The organism is Comamonas sp. NyZ500 (assembly GCF_016772095.1).
Classification (GTDB): Bacteria; Pseudomonadota; Gammaproteobacteria; order Burkholderiales; family Burkholderiaceae_C; genus Comamonas; species Comamonas thiooxydans.
In genome coordinates, this window is record NZ_JAEIJE010000001.1 from 594,555 (window position 1) to 610,295 (window position 15,741).

Annotated in this window: 11 protein-coding genes; 9 read left to right on the forward strand and 2 right to left on the reverse strand. The window is 62.2% G+C overall.

What is annotated here, in order from left to right; genetic code table 11:
• Nucleotides 1-96: 96 nt before the first annotated feature.
• A complete protein-coding gene (locus JAO85_RS02635) occupies nucleotides 97-639 on the reverse strand; it encodes a PAS and helix-turn-helix domain-containing protein (protein WP_003055436.1) in 543 nt (180 codons plus the stop codon).
• A 74-nt stretch (nucleotides 640-713) separates the two neighbouring features.
• Here JAO85_RS02635 and JAO85_RS02640 point away from each other — a divergent pair, with 74 nt between their 5' ends.
• The 9 genes from JAO85_RS02640 to JAO85_RS02680 all read left to right on the forward strand — a co-directional run bounded on the left by JAO85_RS02640 (nucleotide 714) and on the right by JAO85_RS02680 (nucleotide 14,481).
• Nucleotides 714-1,412: a CoA transferase subunit A gene (locus JAO85_RS02640; protein ID WP_003079441.1), complete on the forward strand. Its 699-nt coding sequence runs from the start codon at nucleotides 714-716 to the stop codon at nucleotides 1,410-1,412.
• A gap of 3 nt (nucleotides 1,413-1,415) precedes the next feature.
• The gene (locus JAO85_RS02645; RefSeq protein WP_202787382.1) at nucleotides 1,416-1,892 is read left to right on the forward strand and encodes a DUF3806 domain-containing protein; all 477 of its coding nucleotides are present in this window, start codon (nucleotides 1,416-1,418) and stop codon (nucleotides 1,890-1,892) included.
• A gap of 30 nt (nucleotides 1,893-1,922) precedes the next feature.
• Entirely contained in the window at nucleotides 1,923-2,561 is a 639-nt protein-coding gene (locus JAO85_RS02650) for a 3-oxoacid CoA-transferase subunit B (RefSeq protein WP_012838252.1), read from the forward strand.
• A 196-nt stretch (nucleotides 2,562-2,757) separates the two neighbouring features.
• Entirely contained in the window at nucleotides 2,758-4,110 is a 1,353-nt protein-coding gene (locus tag JAO85_RS02655; RefSeq protein ID WP_202787383.1) for an HD-GYP domain-containing protein, read from the forward strand.
• Between the two features lie 283 nt (nucleotides 4,111-4,393).
• Nucleotides 4,394-5,317 (forward strand): translesion DNA synthesis-associated protein ImuA, encoded by a 924-nt coding sequence (gene imuA, locus JAO85_RS02660; RefSeq protein WP_202787384.1) that lies wholly within the window; start codon nucleotides 4,394-4,396, stop codon nucleotides 5,315-5,317.
• A 1-nt stretch (nucleotide 5,318) separates the two neighbouring features.
• Entirely contained in the window at nucleotides 5,319-6,815 is a 1,497-nt protein-coding gene (locus JAO85_RS02665; protein WP_202787385.1) for a hypothetical protein, read from the forward strand.
• A complete protein-coding gene (locus JAO85_RS02670; protein ID WP_202787386.1) occupies nucleotides 6,808-10,218 on the forward strand; it encodes an error-prone DNA polymerase in 3,411 nt (1,136 codons plus the stop codon). The genes JAO85_RS02665 and JAO85_RS02670 overlap by 8 nt, the downstream gene beginning before the upstream one ends.
• A 181-nt stretch (nucleotides 10,219-10,399) precedes the next feature.
• Nucleotides 10,400-12,535: an autotransporter-associated beta strand repeat-containing protein gene (locus JAO85_RS02675; RefSeq protein ID WP_370552188.1), complete on the forward strand. Its 2,136-nt coding sequence runs from the start codon at nucleotides 10,400-10,402 to the stop codon at nucleotides 12,533-12,535.
• A 395-nt stretch (nucleotides 12,536-12,930) separates the two neighbouring features.
• Nucleotides 12,931-14,481 (forward strand): methyl-accepting chemotaxis protein, encoded by a 1,551-nt coding sequence (locus JAO85_RS02680; protein WP_202787388.1) that lies wholly within the window; start codon nucleotides 12,931-12,933, stop codon nucleotides 14,479-14,481.
• A 161-nt stretch (nucleotides 14,482-14,642) separates the two neighbouring features.
• On the opposite strand, the gene JAO85_RS02685 is transcribed toward JAO85_RS02680, so the two are convergent.
• Entirely contained in the window at nucleotides 14,643-15,740 is a 1,098-nt protein-coding gene (locus JAO85_RS02685) for an agmatine deiminase family protein (RefSeq protein WP_202787389.1), read from the reverse strand.
• Nucleotide 15,741 lies beyond the last annotated feature (1 nt).

The following is a 15,741-nucleotide window of genomic DNA, read 5'->3' on the forward strand; positions in this document are numbered from 1 at the left end:
TGCTGACGTTTTGAGCGTATGCGAGGCGACCGGTTTGCACAAGCAGGGGCGCGCAAATCAGGTGCTTGACCTACCTGTGTCATCTGCGTCTGAGGCTTATCCGGCCACCAGTTTGTGCACCAGATCGGCCGCCGTGGAGGCGCCGTATTTGCGCATCAGCCGGGCGCGGTAGATTTCCACGGTGCGATGACTGATGGCCAGTGCCTTGCCTATTTCCTTGCTGGTCATGCCTTCGAGAAGACGTGCAGCGACTTCGCGTTCGCGGCCTGTGAGCTCGGCCTTGACGGGGCGATGGGCCGAGAGGTCCTCGAAGCTCCAGATGCCCGAGGCATGGGGATCGTTTCGGTCCAGCGTGCGGCCGCTGACATGACACCAGAACACCTCGCCATTGGCGCGCTTCATGATGCGGTTGTCGGAATAGATGCCTGTGGTGTTGAGAATCGGGGCAATGCGCGCGCCCAGGCGCTCGTATTCGTCAACGCTGGGATAAAGCACTTGAAAGGTCTGTCCTATGAGTACTTCGCGCGATGCATGGAACATTTCACACAATTGCCGATTACAGTCAATCATGATGCGGTTGCGCGAGATGACGAGACCTACAGGGGCGGCGTCGAACGCCAGCCGGTAATCCACAACCATGGTACTGCTCTTTACGAAAAACTACTTACTTAAGTACGTAGTATCGTAGCGCATCCAATTTCAAGGAGACATGTGTGAAAAAGCTCTACCCATCCGCAGAAGCGGCGCTGCAGGGCGTGGTGTCCGACGGGCAATTGCTGGCCGTTGGCGGCTTCGGCCTGTGCGGCATTCCCGAGGCCCTGATCGATGCGGTTTGCGCCAGCGGCGTCAAGAACCTCACGGTGGCATCCAACAACGCCGGCGTGGACGGCTTTGGTCTGGGCAAGCTGCTGGACACCCGCCAGGTCAAGAAGATGATCTCCAGCTATGTGGGCGAGAACAAGGAGTTCGAGCGCCAGTACCTGGCCGGTGAGCTGGAGCTGGAGTTCACGCCTCAGGGCACGCTGGCCGAGAAGATGCGCGCCGGCGGCGCCGGTATTCCTGCCTTCTTCACCAAGACCGGTGTGGGCACGCTGGTGGCCGAGGGCAAGGAATTGCGCGAATTCGATGGCGAGACCTATGTGATGGAGCACGCGATCGTGGCCGATGTGTCCCTGGTCAAGGCCTGGCGCGCGGACAAGAGCGGCAATCTGCAGTTCCGCCTGACGGCGCGCAACTTCAACCCTGCGGCAGCCACCTGCGGCAAGGTCTGCGTGGTGGAGGTCGAGGAATTGGTGGAAGTGGGCGAGATCGCTCCCGACGACATCCATCTGCCCGGCATCTATGTGCACCGCATCGTGCACAACGCCAATCCCGAAAAGCGCATCGAAAAGCGCACCGTGCGCGAAGCCTGAAACATGGCGGATACGTCCTATTCGCCCGAGGCTGCCGCCCAGGCCGACGTACCGGTCTTTCGTGCGCTGGCTGCGCAGGAGCTGGAGCAACTGGAGCGCGAACGCTTGCTGGTGTGCCAGGTTGCGGCCCGTGAACTGGGGCTGAGCGACTGGAGCATGGACCGCTCTGGCCTGGCGCAGCTGCAGCCGCTGCTCGATCGTGGCCTGGTGTCGGTCGACAACCTGCTGCTGGCCCGAGGATTGGGTGTGGTGCTGGGGGACGCGCTGAGCTGCGAAATGGACGATATGGACTGGCATATGGTGAGCGACGACTGGGGAACCGACCCCGTTGTGCGCTACCGCGAAACCAGCATCCAGGTGGGGGCTCGCGACATGGTCCTCAAACGGCTCGAAGACGGCCAGAGCGTCGATCTGCTGCACTTGCTCGATGGTGTGATTTCGCACCTGCAGCCCATGATCGACTCCGGCGACTACCAATAACGTCAATCAAGATTTATTCAGGAGGCTCTTATGCCCTGGACTCAAGACCAGATGGCCGCGCGCGCGGCCCAAGAACTCGAAGACGGCTTCTACGTCAACCTCGGCATCGGCATTCCCACGCTGGTGGCCAACCACACGGGCGACAAGGAAGTGTGGCTGCAGTCCGAGAACGGCATGCTGGGCATCGGCCCCTTCCCGACCGAAGACCAGGTCGACGCCGATCTGATCAATGCCGGCAAGCAGACCGTGACCACGCTTCCCGGTTCGGCCATTTTCGGCTCTGATCAGTCGTTTGCCATGATTCGCGGCGGCAAGATCAATCTGTCCATTCTGGGCGCCATGCAGGTGTCCGAAAAAGGCGATCTGGCCAACTGGATGATTCCCGGCAAGATGGTCAAGGGCATGGGCGGCGCCATGGACCTGGTGGCGGGCGTCAAGCGCGTCATCGTGCTCATGGAACATGTGGCCAAGAAAAAGGACGGCACGACCGACCTGAAGATTCTGCCCAGCTGCACCCTGCCGCTGACGGGTCTGGGCGTGGTGGATCGCATCATCACCGATCTGGGTGTGATGGACGTGACACCCGAAGGCCTGAAGCTGGTGGAACTGGCCGATGGCGTTAGCTTTGACGAGATCCAGTCCAAGACTGGTGTGACGCTGCTGAAATAAGCGGCGCTGCGCTCCCAGGCAAGAACCGCTGCGGCGGTTCTTTTTCATGCCTTTTTCTGCAGCATTGGCAGAATTAATAGCTGCCGGAGTCGATAGGGCAAGCGATGTAAGCTGTTTTTGCTTTAATTGTGGCCCACAAATTATTGCAATCTGCAACAATTGAGTTTGATTGAGCAGACAGAAAAAGAGCGCTTTGATGAGTGAGAACGCTGGTGCGCAGGGGCACGAGACCGATGTACATTTTTTGCGCGCAGTCACCGATATGGCCGAGCATACGGAGGTCATGACAGGCGATGCAATCTATACCGATAAGGGCATGAAACTGGTGGACAAAGGCACACGTGTTGACAGTCGTCTCTATGACCGTCTGGTCATGCACAAGCTGCGTGACCCCATCGATGCCAACCTGATCACGGGCGACCTGGTCGATGTGGCATCCCTGGTCAGCCTGGCGCGTCAGCAATGCGAACAGGTCGATCTGCTGCATCGCATGGTGGCGTCCATCGGCGGTATCGAGCGTCTGCTGGCGCCGATCAAGAGTCTGCTGCTGCCCCAGGCCATTGCCTTCAAGCTCACCGTCATGCGCGAGCAGCGCAGCGACCTCTACCAGCACAGCCTGCAGATGACGCTGGTGGCGATCTTTCTGGCGCTCAAGAACGGCTGGACCGAGCGCGAATGCGTGCCGCTGGCCACGGCCGCGCTGCTGCACGATGTGGGCATGCTCTATATGGACCCGGTCTGGACCGACCCGGACCACCGCTTGAGCGGCGAGGAGCGCAAGCATCTGGTCGCGCATTCCGTCACCGCCATGCTGGTGGTGCGCAGCACAGAACTGTATTCGCGCGCCGTGGAAATCGCCGTGCTTGAGCACCATGAGCGCATGGATGGTTCCGGCTATCCGCGCGGCATCAAGGGCAACGCCATTTCTCCCATGGGTCAGGTGCTGTTGCTGGCCGAGGTGGTCTCGGCCTTCTTCGAGAAATTCACGGACATGCCGGGCCAGCGCCTGTCGCTCATGCTGCGCATGAACCACAAGAGCTATCCGGCCGATCTGGTGCACCTGATTCTGCCGCTGCTCTACGACGAAATCAGTCCCGGCAAGCCGCTGGCGCCGCTGCAGGCCGAGTTCTCCCACAGCATTGCGGCCCTGGAGGCTGCGCTGCGCAAATGGAGCGAACTCAGGCGCGAGTTTCCCGAGCACTGGCAGCAAATGCCCGATGCGCAGGCGGCGGTGGCCGTGGAAGCCAGTCTTGCGCAACTGCAGAAACAGCTGGCTGAGGCAGGCTCTCACCCCAGCCAGCAGCTGGACGTGCTGAGCTATTTCAAGGACGACGCCTTGGGCATGAGCGAGCTGGCCCTGGTCAACCGCGAGGCCCTGTGGCAGTTGCAGGCCATCATGAACGACTGCCTGCGCCGCTGGCCCACGCTGGGGCAGGGCGGCTCCACGCTGGAAGTCGCCGTGGCCGAATGGTGCGAGGCCTGTGCTCAGTTGATGCCGCAGGCAGGCCGCAGCTCGGCCATGAATGCCGACAGGCAGTCGCTCAATTGAGGGCATTGACTGCGAGTTCCGCCCGGGACGGCCGGCCTCAAGTTTGATAGCTGCAGGCGCTTGATTGACAGGTGCCAAACCGGTATTTCTTCAAAACTCTGTGCATCACGTCGCAGCGCGGCGTGCTTTGCTGCGTCTGCTTGCGCCATCCTGAAAAAGTATTTTTGATAGCGCACGACGTCCGATCTACAAGAGTCGACCGTATCTGCTGCCGATATTAAGGCCTTGTTTTGCGCGGAAACTTGAACGACTGTATATTTGTACAGTATTCAAGAGCTTTCGCATGTACACCCAGCCCCTGACATCCTTGGCCCATCCTGGCTCACCGCCCGGCATGACGGAGTCTGTCCGGCAGCAAACAGGTGCAGAGCAGGGCGTGCGGCCGGGTCTGCCCGTTGCGGGCAGCCCGCCTTTGTCCGCCATACGGATTCCAGGTGTCTGGCGCGGCACGGACTGGCAGGCCGGCGCCGGCCCTCAGGTCTGGCCCAGCGGCCATGCTGCGCTGGATGCCGAGCTGCCGGGCGGCGGCTGGCCCGGCAATGCCTTGATTGAGCTGCAGCAACCTGCGCACTGTCATGCGGAGTGGGCCTTGCTGTTGCCCGCGCTGGCCGCCCGTGTCCGGCAGCATGCGGCTTCAGTCGGGGATTCGCGGATGGGGCAACTGGTGCTGGTGGCGCCACCCTATCTGCCTTTTGCCCCGGCCTTGCAGGCCGCCGGTATTGACGCGAAGCGGCTGTGCGCGGTGCAGCCGGGGCGCAGTGCCCAGGATCTGGCCTGGGCCTGCGAGCAGGCTCTGCATTGCCGGGATGTGCTGGCGGTGCTGGCCTGGTTGCCCGAACTTCCCGCGTCCACGCTGCGCCGCTTGCAGCTGGCCGCCGCTTCGCAGGGCCGGCCTCTGTGGTTATGGCAGGAGCTGCAGGCCGAGCCGCACAGCTCCTCCGCCGCATTGCGGTTGAGACTGGAGAGAGTTACGGCAGACTCCGCTGCCCAGCAGGCGCCGGGTTTGCGGATACAGATACTGAAGCGCCGTGGACCTTTGCTGGAGCGCCCCATACAGCTCGCGCTTTCGCAGTGGGCCTGGCAGCCCGTGCTGCAGGCGCAGGCCCAAAGACATGCGCGCCAGAGCGAGGAGGCTGCCATGCTCATGCAAGGACGCATGACAGCCGCCGCTCCTGCAACGGCCTCGCCTTGGATGACGGAGGCATGAGATGGGCAGTGCAGAGCACTGGATGGCCTGGCCTCTGGCCTGCCTGAGCGAGTCAAGCCCGGTGCCCGAGAGTTCCTGCTGGTGGGCGCTGGAGTTCTCGCCGCGTGTGGCCTTGCTCGAAGATGCCTTGCTCATGGAGACCAGCATGGTGCAGCGTCTTTGGGGCGGAGTCGAGGTCTTGCTGGTGCGGCTGGACAGTGCTTTTGCGCAAGCTTGTCAGGCTGGCCCCTCGGAGTCCGGGGGCGGCGATGCGGCATTGCAGCCGCTGCGCGGACAGGGCGGCACGGCCTGGCAGGCTTTGGCGCGGCTGCGGCTGCAGCAGGGCCAGCCTTGCGGCTCCGTCCCTGTTTCCCTGTCCATGTCCGAGTCATCGCTGCATGCCGATGCGCTGCCGCTATGGACGCTGAGCGCCCTGGAGCAGCACAGCTCCGTGCTGCTGCGCCTGGGCTGCCGTAGCTGGGGCGATGTGCGCGCACTGCCGCGCGCGGGACTGTCGCGCCGCATTGGAGCCAAGGCCTTGCGTGCGCTCGACGAGGCCTATGGTCTGCTGCCCCAGCCGCTTGCGTGGTTGCAACTGCCCCAGCAATTCCTGCTGCGCCACGACCTGGGTTATCCGGCTCACCATGCCGATGCCGTGCTCCATGCGGCGCAGCCGCTGTTGCGCGCGCTGCAGTCCTGGTTGCAGGCCCGTCACCATGCGGTGCTGGCGCTGCGATTGCGCTGGCACCATGATCTGCGTCGTATCGACGGCCAGGAGCTACCGGCCTGGGAAGCGCTTGTCATCCGCACGGCCCAGCCCACGCAGGGCATGGCGCATTTGCAGCGCCTGTTGCGTGAGCACCTGGGTCAGCAGCGCTGGCGCGCCCCCGTGGACATGCTGGAGTTGCAGGCGCTGGAGACGGTTGCCTGGGCGGCAGAGCCGCTGAGCTGTCTGCCTGCCGTCCAGGGCCAGAGCCCGTCGGACAGCCTGGCCTGGCATGAATGGGTGGAACGCCTGAGCGCCCGCTGGGGCGAGGAAGCCGTGCAAATGGTGCGGCCGCTGGCCGATCACCGGCCCGAGCAGATGCAGTGCTGGCAAGCTGCGGCGAAGCTGCTGCAGAGCCAGAAGCCAGGCGACACCAGGGCTAGCGCCAGGGCCGAGGCGGGAGCCGGCTTCAGGTCGCGCCGTCAGACCGGCTGTGCCGACCCCTGGCAAGCCCTGTGGCCGCCCTGGCTGTTGTCCAAGCCCCAGGCCTTGCCCGTGCAGGGAAATCGTCCCCAATGGCATGGGCCGCTGCAGCTCAGGGCCGGGCCCTACAGGCTGGAGTCCGGCTGGTGGGATGCGGCTGGCGATGCCCAGGCCGGCGCGCCGGCCGGCCTGGCCGTGCGTGACTATTTCGTGGCCTATAACGCCGTGGTCGGCCATGTCTGGATTTACCGCGAGCGCGCCCGTAGCGAACACCTGATGAGCATGACAGCCAGCCCCGCCAGCTGGTTTGCGCAAGGCGTGTATGGCTGAGCAGATCACGGCCGAGCCGCCCGCTCCCGCACTGCGCCTCGCAGGGCCGCCGCCTGCCGCCATACCGACCAGCCCCGTGGCCCAGGGCATGGGCAGAGGGCCGCTGGCCTATGCCGAGCTGCACTGCCTCTCGCATTTCAGCTTCCTGCGCGGTGCTTCATCGCCTGCCGAGCTGGTGCACCGGGCCAAAAGCCTGGGCTATGCGGCGCTGGCGCTGACCGACGAGTGCTCGGTGGCCGGTGCCGTGCGCGCTCATGAGGCGGCGCGAGACAGCGACTTGCACCTGATCCATGGCAGCGAATTCGCCTGGGGTCCGCTCAGGGTCGTGGTGCTGGTGCGTGATCTGCAAGGCTGGGGCAATCTCTGTGAATTCATCACCGTTGCACGCAGCCGGGCTGCCAAAGGGGAGTATCTGGTCGATGAATCCAGTCCCTGGCAACTGCTGAATCAAGGCTGCGAGTGCCTGCTGCTGCCTCAGCGCGGGAAGCTCGATGCATCGGATTTGATAGCTATAACCGCTTGTCTGGAAAACGTTGCAGCGCATTTTTCGACAAATATCCTGTGGCTGGGTGTGGAGCTGCATCTGGCGCCCGACGACAGCCTGTGGTTGCAGACCCTGCAGCAGGCTGGCGTGGCGCTGGGCCTGCCGCTGCTGGCCTGCGGCGATGTCCATATGCATGCGCGCTCGCGCAAGCCGCTGCAGGATGTGGTCACGGCAATACGCCTGGGGCGCACCGTGGCCGAATGCGGCTTTGCGCTGCAGCCCAATGCCGAGCGGCATCTGCGCTCGCGTCTGCGGCTGGCTTCGCTCTATCCCAGGGTCATGCTGGAGGCGACGCTGGAGCTGGCCGGGCGCTGCAGCTTCAGCCTGGACGAGATCCGCTACCACTATCCTCAGGAGAGCGTGCTGCCCGGCATGACGGCCACGCAGACCCTGGCCTGGCTGACCTGGGATGGCGCGGCGGGACGCTATCCCCAGGGCATTCCCGAGGACGTGCACGATCAACTGCACAAAGAGCTGGCGCTGATCGAGGATCAGAAGTACGAGATGTACTTTCTCACCGTGCATGACATCGTGCGCTATGCGCGCAGCGTCGGCATTTTGTGCCAGGGGCGCGGATCGGCGGCCAATTCTGCGGTCTGCTACTGCCTGGGCATTACGGCGGTAGATCCGGAAAACAACAATCTGCTGTTCGAGCGCTTTATCAGCAAGGAGCGCAGTGAGCCGCCCGATATCGATGTGGACTTCGAGCATGCGCGGCGTGAAGAGGTCATCCAGTACATCTATGGCAAATACGGGCGCGACCGCGCCGCGCTCACGGCCGTGGTCAGTTGCTGGCGCAGCCGTAGCGCGCTGCGCGATGTGGGCAAGGCGCTGGGCCTGCCTGCCGATCTGATCGATGCCCTGGCCAAGGGGCAGTATTGGTTCAGCGAACATGCCCAGGCGCAAGCACAGACGCATGCAGAGGCGGCCGATTCGGCAGAGGAGGAACAGGCGCCCGAAGCTTTGCCCGAAGACTGGGGGCAGCGCAAGCTCCAGGAAGCCGAGGTGCTGGCGAGCGAAATGAATTGTGCTGTGGGCGCGCATCGGCTGCGCCTCTGGATAGAGCTGGCCTGGCAGCTCAAGGACAGCCCGCGCCACCTCAGCCAGCATGTGGGCGGCTTTGTGCTGACCGAGGGCAAGCTCACGCGCCTGGTGCCCGTGGAGCCCGCCACGATGGCCAAGCGCTCCGTCATTCAGTGGGACAAGGACGATCTCGATGTCGTGGGCTTGCTCAAGGTCGATGTGCTGGCCTTGGGCATGCTCACCATGTTGCGCAATGCCTTGAACGAGCGCACTCGCTGGCGTGGCGAGCCATGGGGTCTGCACCAGATTCCGCAGGAGGATGCCGCGACCTACGAGATGATCTGCCAGGCCGATACCGTGGGTACTTTCCAGATCGAAAGCCGCGCCCAGATGAGCATGCTGCCGCGCCTGCAGCCGCGCACTTTCTATGACTTGGTGGTCGAGGTCGCCATCGTGCGCCCCGGCCCGATTCAAGGCGGCATGGTCCATCCCTATTTGCTGGCACGTGAGCGCGCGCGCCGCAAGCTGCCGCTCAAGCTTGAGAAGCCGGAGCTTGCAAATGCGCTCAAGCGCACCTTGGGCGTGCCCATTTTCCAGGAGCAGGTGATGCAGATCGCCATGGATGCTGCCAAGTTTTCGGCCGGCAAGGCTGATGAGCTGCGCCGCTCCATGGCGGCCTGGAAGCGCAAGGGCGGCGTACACAAGTTCGAGCGCCCATTGATCGACGGTATGGTGGCGCGTGGTTACAAGCTGGAATTCGCTCAGGCCATCTTTGCGCAGATGCTGGGCTTTGGCGAATATGGCTTCCCCGAAAGTCATGCCTACAGCTTTGCGCTGCTGGCCTATGCGAGCGCCTGGCTCAAGCGCCATGAGCCGGCCATCTTTCTGCAGGCGCTGCTCAATGCCCAGCCCATGGGTTTTTATTCGCCGTCCCAACTGGTGCAGGATGCGCGCCGACACGGAGTGCGCGTGCTGCCCGTCGATGTCTGTCATAGCCACTGGCATTGCACGCTCGAAGCTCCTTTGCAAGCCATGCGCGGCGTGGCCCAGCCCCAGCCGGCCGTGCGCCTGGGGTTGAACCGGGTTGCCAGGCTGGGCAAGGCCGCAGCGCTGCGAATCGAGGGTGAAGCTGCGCAGGCTCCGTGGAAGGACGTGAGCGATCTGGCCATGCGAGCCCGGTTGGACAAGGCGGATATGGAAGCCCTGGCCGCAGCGGATGCGCTGCGCAGCCTGGCCGGTCACCGTCGCCAGCAGATGTGGGATGCTGCTGCGCAGGCCAGCCTGCCGCCTATTTTTGCGCAGGCCGCGATTCATGAGCCGAGGCTTGAGCTGCCCCAGGCCGCCGAGGGCGAGGAAATCATGTTCGACTATGCCGCCACGGGCCTGAGCCTGCGCCGCCACCCGCTGGCCTTGCTGCGTCCCAGGCTGGCACGCCATGGGCTGAAGACCGCAGCCGAGCTGCGTCATATGCTGCCAGGCCAGAAGGTCCGCGCCTGCGGCATCGTTACCGTGCGCCAGCGACCGCCTACCGCCAACGGCACGCTGTTCATCACGCTGGAAGACGAAACCGGCGTCATCAACCTGGTGGTCTGGAGCCAGACCTTTGCGCGCTGGCGCTCTGCGTTGCTGGCCTCGCGTCTGCTGGCCGTGGAGGGCATCTGGCAGCGCAGCACGGCCCCGCAACTGGAGGCGCCGGAATCAGCAGGGGATATGCCTGCGGCCAAGAAAGGGGATGAACCTGCGGTTCGCCATCTGGTCGTGATGAAGGCCAGGGATGTGACCCGCTGGCTGGGGCGGTTTGCCGAGGTCGGGCTGAACAGCCGGGATTTTCATTGAGCGCAAAGGGGGCTGAGCCGGTCGCATTGCAGAGTCGGAGCTGCAGAAAACTCAATCTCATTTTATTGATATGTCATAACGGATTCACGATCGCTTACCAAGATTGCGAGCTTTTCCGCCCTTTGAGATTGGCTTGCGTATGCAGACACCTGTTCATTTTTCCGCACACAAGAAAACATTCGTGCTTCGTGCCGTCGCCCTGGCAACAATATTGACTCTGGCTGGCTGTGGCGGTGGTGACGGCGGCAATCAAGACCAGGTGGCCGAGTACGTGATTCCCGGCCCGCCTGCAGGGCTGGGCACCGAGACGATCAACGTCACAGCGCAAGCGGCGACCAGCATGCCGGTGTCGCGTACCGATGTACCCAGATACCGCGAAGATGCCACCGTCTTCAACTCCGGCAGGCATGATGCAACGGCCAATGGCAACAACTCCTGCTACGCTGATCACACCACCAACAGCACGCTGCGCATTCTTTCGGGCTTCCTCGATATCTGGGAGCCTTCCGAGCGAAAGATGAACGGCTTCAAGAAATCCGATTTCGCTGGCATCTTCGCGCCTGGCGCGACCACACCGGATACCAACGTCGCCGGAAAGCAGGGATGTGAGGCTTTCGCTCTGACCACGTGGAACGGTGTCTGGCATGTGCTTACAGCAGACAACACCAATAGCACGCCAGGCCAGGCGCCGGCGGCAGGGACCACGGGAACGATCAAGAAGAACGAGCTATTCCTGCAGAATATGGCGTACTCGTCCAAGCTGACCACGCAAACAATCTACACCGATGCGCAGAAGGAAGAGATCAAGTTGGACGACACGGGCAACAAGGTCACGCGCACGGTCATGGGTGGCTCGCTGGGGCCGCTGGGCCAGGCCTGGGATGATTTGGCAAAGAATCCCAGCTCAGGCTGGGGTGATACCAATATCCAGACTAACCCCGAGTTCGGCGCGGTGCTTCAGTTCGTTGACAACGCCACGGTCGGCAATATTGCTTCGGACAATGGGCCCAAAGGTTTTTACAAATTCGCCCGTCCGTATCGCTGGTCGGCAGCCGACAGCAGGCTGCCTGTCGTCAAAGTGCTGCCGGAGCTGATGTCGCGCCGCGCCGCAGGTGACGATGCCGCTGCGGCGCAGGTCAAGGCTCAGCAAGACTCCGATTTCCCTAGCGGCCATACGGCCGAATTCGTGCGCTATTCAATGGCTATTGCCTATATGGCGCCGCAGCGTTTCCATGAAGCCCTGGCGCGCGGGCTTGAGGCTGGTGAGAACCGCATTCGTGCGGGCATGCACTCGGCGCTGGGCGTCATGGGCGGGCGCATGCTGGGCTCATCCGTATGGATGCCTTTTCTGAAGGGCGCTGGCGATCGAGGTCTGAGCTATACCGAAGCACAGCGTCAGCTCGTGTTTCAGCAAGCACAAGCGCAGTTGCGAAGCAAACTGGGCGTGAATACCGGCGTGGAGCTTTGGAGCGTTGCGCACTCGGCCAAGCCCGGTGAAGACCGCTTTGCGGATTTCGCGACCACCAAGGCGGAATATCTCAGGCGGCTGACATTCGGTTTTGCACAAGACAAGGCCAAGGCTGGCAAGCCTGCCGTTGTACCCAAAGGAATGGAAACCCTGCTGGAGACCCGCTTCCCCTATCTGACGGCTGACCAGCGGCGAGCCGTGCTCAAAACCACGGCCATCGATTCCGGCTACCCAGTGCTTGACGATGAAGAAGGCTTTGGGCGACTGAACCTGTTCGATGCGGCCAGCGGCTACGGCCGGCTGGAAGCAGATGTGACCGTCACCATGAACGACAGCATCGAAGGCTTTTGTGCTTCGGGCTTCTGCACTTTTGACCGTTGGCGCAACGACATCAGCGGCGCGGGCAAACTGACCAAGCGCGGAAACGGCACCCTGGCATTGACAGGCGCCAATACATATAGTGGTGGCACCGTGGTTTCCGCAGGCACCTTGCGTGCGGACTCTTCCTCCGCGATAGGCACCGGCGCGGTATACATTGATGGTGGTACTTTGGCGACCAACGGCGACCAGCTCAAGGTGAGCGGCTCTTACACCCAGAAGTCGGGGGAGTTGAACTTGGCGCTGTCCAGCAGCACTGCAGGTACGTTGGCCGTGGCCGACCACGCTGCGCTGGCCGGTGCTTTGAACGTGAGCTTCATCAGTGGTTACACCCCTAAGGCAGGTGACAAGATTGTCGTGTTGACCGCCAAAGGCGTGCACAACAAGTTCACCAGTGTGGTGGTGGATGGCTTCGCAAAGTCCACTGCGAGCTATGGCGACACCACTGTGACCATCACATTGGCCAGTTGATCGGGCTTGGGGTAGAAGGCCTGCGCGATCTCGTGGCGCAGGCCTTTTGGCGTTTGCAAAGAGGCCCGCACTTTTCAGGATGCAATGATGCAGCGACCTTCCCGGAGTGTGGCCGCTGTTCATCTATGTGACGAGATTTCGAACAGTGGTCTGCTCGAAAGCAATGGCTTTGCTATTTGCAGATGCGAGGAGGTGAGCCGTCGAGGTGATTTCTATAAAGCCTCTGCAGCCGTTGGCCAGCTAGCTCAATCCAGCGACGTAATCCCCTGATAATACTAATTACATTGTGTTGCTATTTGCGCTAGGCGAGCGACGCAGCAAGCGGTGGCCCCATTTCATGTATCGGAGTGGCCGCTTTGCCGGCTATTTACTTTTCTATGGAATGGATGAAAGCGATGAGATTGACCAAGCTGAACATTGGTGCCCGGCTGGGCCTGGGGTTCGCAGTGGTGTTGGCATTTGCCGTGGTGATCACGGTTATCGGCATCTGGCAGCTGCACTCGGTGGGCAAGGCCACGCAGCAGATGATGCAGGAGCCACTGACCAAGGAACGCCTGATCAGCGACTGGAACAGCAATGTCAGCGTGGCAGTGGCTCGCACCACGGCCATCGCCAAGAGCAGCGACGCAAGTCTGGTGCAGTTTCTGGCGGCGGATGCGGCTGCCACTACCAAGAGCACGGCCAATGTTCTAAAGCAGATCGAGCCCCTGATCACCCAGCCTGCGGAACGCGAGATCCTGGACAAGATCATGCAGGTGCGCAAAACCTATATTGCCAGCCGCGACAAGGTCAGTCAGCTCAAGGCCGACGGCATGGCCGAAGAGGCTGAGTCCACGCTGATCAACAGCTATGTGCCGGCCGCCCAGGGCTATCTGAAGCTGCTCGGCGAGCTGCTGAACCTGCAGCGCGCCAGCCTTGACGCCAAGGCGGCAGAGGTGGAGCAGATCGAGAGCAGCAGCAGGACGTACTTCCTGGTTCTGGCCTTGCTGGCTCTGGCCATCGGTACCGTCAGCGCCTGGCGTCTGACGCAAGGCATCACCGCTCCGCTCAAGCATGCGGTCAGCGTGGCCCGCCGCGTGGCCGATGGTGATCTGACGGCCCGGATCCATGTGAGCAGCAGCGATGAAACCGGGCAGCTCATGCAGGCCTTGCACGATATGAATACCAGCCTGGATAGGCTGGTGGGGCAGGTGCGTCAGGGCACGGACAGCATTGCCACAGCGTCGGGCCAGATTGCGGCGGGCAACCATGATCTGTCTGCGCGCACGGAAGAGCAGGCCAGTTCCTTGCAGCAGACCGCTGCCTCCATGGAGCAGCTCACTTCCACGGTCAAGCAAAACGCCGATAACGCCAGTCAGGCCAATCAGCTGGCGCTGTCAGCCTCCGATGTGGCCGTCAAGGGCGGCATGGTGGTGTCGCAAGTGGTGGAGACCATGGGGGCCATCAGCCAGTCCTCGCGCAAGATTTCCGACATCATCAGCGTGATCGACAGCATTGCTTTCCAGACCAATATCCTGGCGCTGAACGCCGCCGTGGAAGCGGCCCGTGCCGGCGAACAAGGTCGCGGCTTTGCCGTCGTGGCATCGGAAGTGCGCTCTCTGGCCGGTCGCAGCGCTGAAGCGGCCAAGGAAATCAAGCAGCTGATTCAGGCCTCGGTCACCAAGGTGGAAGAGGGCAGCGCGCAGGTCAGCCAGGCCGGTCAGACCATGGATGAAATCGTCAGCAGCGTGCAGCGAGTGACGGACATCATGGGTGAGATTACAGCCGCCAGCCATGAGCAGACCAGCGGCATCGAGCAGATCAACCGCGCTGTGGCCGAGATGGATCTGGTGACCCAGCAGAATGCCGCTCTTGTGGAAGAGTCCACCGCTGCTGCGCAATCCATGCAGCAGCAGACCAGCGACCTGTCGCAGATGGTCAGCGTCTTCCGCCTCAAGAGCGCCTGATTCTGAAGAACGACCGGGGCCGAGGCCTAAAGGTCTGTCCGCGGCAGTACAGGAGGCTGTATGCCTTCTGGCTGCCGCCGATCGCTGGCATTCAAGTAAATGGCTGGAACAATCCAGCACCATCTTGCCTTAAAGCATTCTGGACAGGTCTATTGAACATTTCAGGCCGGCTGCTGCTGTGTAGTGCAGTGGATGCCGCCACCGCCTGCTGCGATTGCGTCAATATTGAGTTGCACGATGTCGCGCCCGGGAAATTGCTCACGCAGGATCGCTTTCGTGTTGCGATCGGCTTGCGCATGACCAAACTCAGGGCATAGCACCGCGCCATTGCATACATAAAAGTTGATATAGCCTGCGGCAAAGTCCTTGTTCTCATACTGCGGTCGAACATGGTCAGGCCCTGGCATGGTCACGACCTTTAATGGAAGACCGCGCACATCCGTGGCCTTGCGCAGGATTTCGAGATGGCGCCTGGTGACCGTGTGCTCGGGCGAGGACGAATCGCTTTCATAGCCAGCCACCACCACACCGGGCGCGCAAAAGCGGGCATAAAAGTCGGTATGGCCATCGGTGATGTCTTGACCGGCAATACCGGGCAACCAGATGACTTTCTCGATGCCCAGCACTCGGCGCAGCTCTTTTTCACATTGCGCCTTGCCTACGCCAGGGTTGCGGTTGGCGTTGAGAACGCAGCTTTCCGTAATGATGGCCGTGCCGTGGCCATCGACTTCGATTCCGCCTCCTTCCAGCACGAGGGAGCTTTCCAGAACGGGGACGCCCGCGCGCCCTGCGACGAAGCCCGCCACCAGCGCATCGTCCTCGTAGTCCTGCTTTTCACCCCAACCATTGAAGTTGAAGTTCACACCGGCTAATGATCCGCCAGCCTCTTTCACGAAGACTGGCCCCGTGTCGCGCATCCAGAGGTCGTCTATGGGCTGCACCACCAGCTTGACCTTGTTGCCGCACAACCGCGCCGCTAGGTCGTAGTCTTCCTCATTGACCAGCATGTGAACGGGTTCAACATTGGCAATCGCTTGTGCGATGCGTGCCAGGTTTGCCTGCGCGCCCGATTTCAGACGTTTGCCCCACACGTCGTCATTGGCGCCAAAGGCCATCCAGGTGGCAGAGTGGCGCTCCCCTTCGTCAGGCATGCGCCAGCTACCGGCCGCCAGAGCTGGCAATCCATGCATGCCAGAGGCTGTGCCCGCTGTCAGGCCAAGAGCTGCATTCAGGAAATGTCGTCGTTGCATATGGCTCACC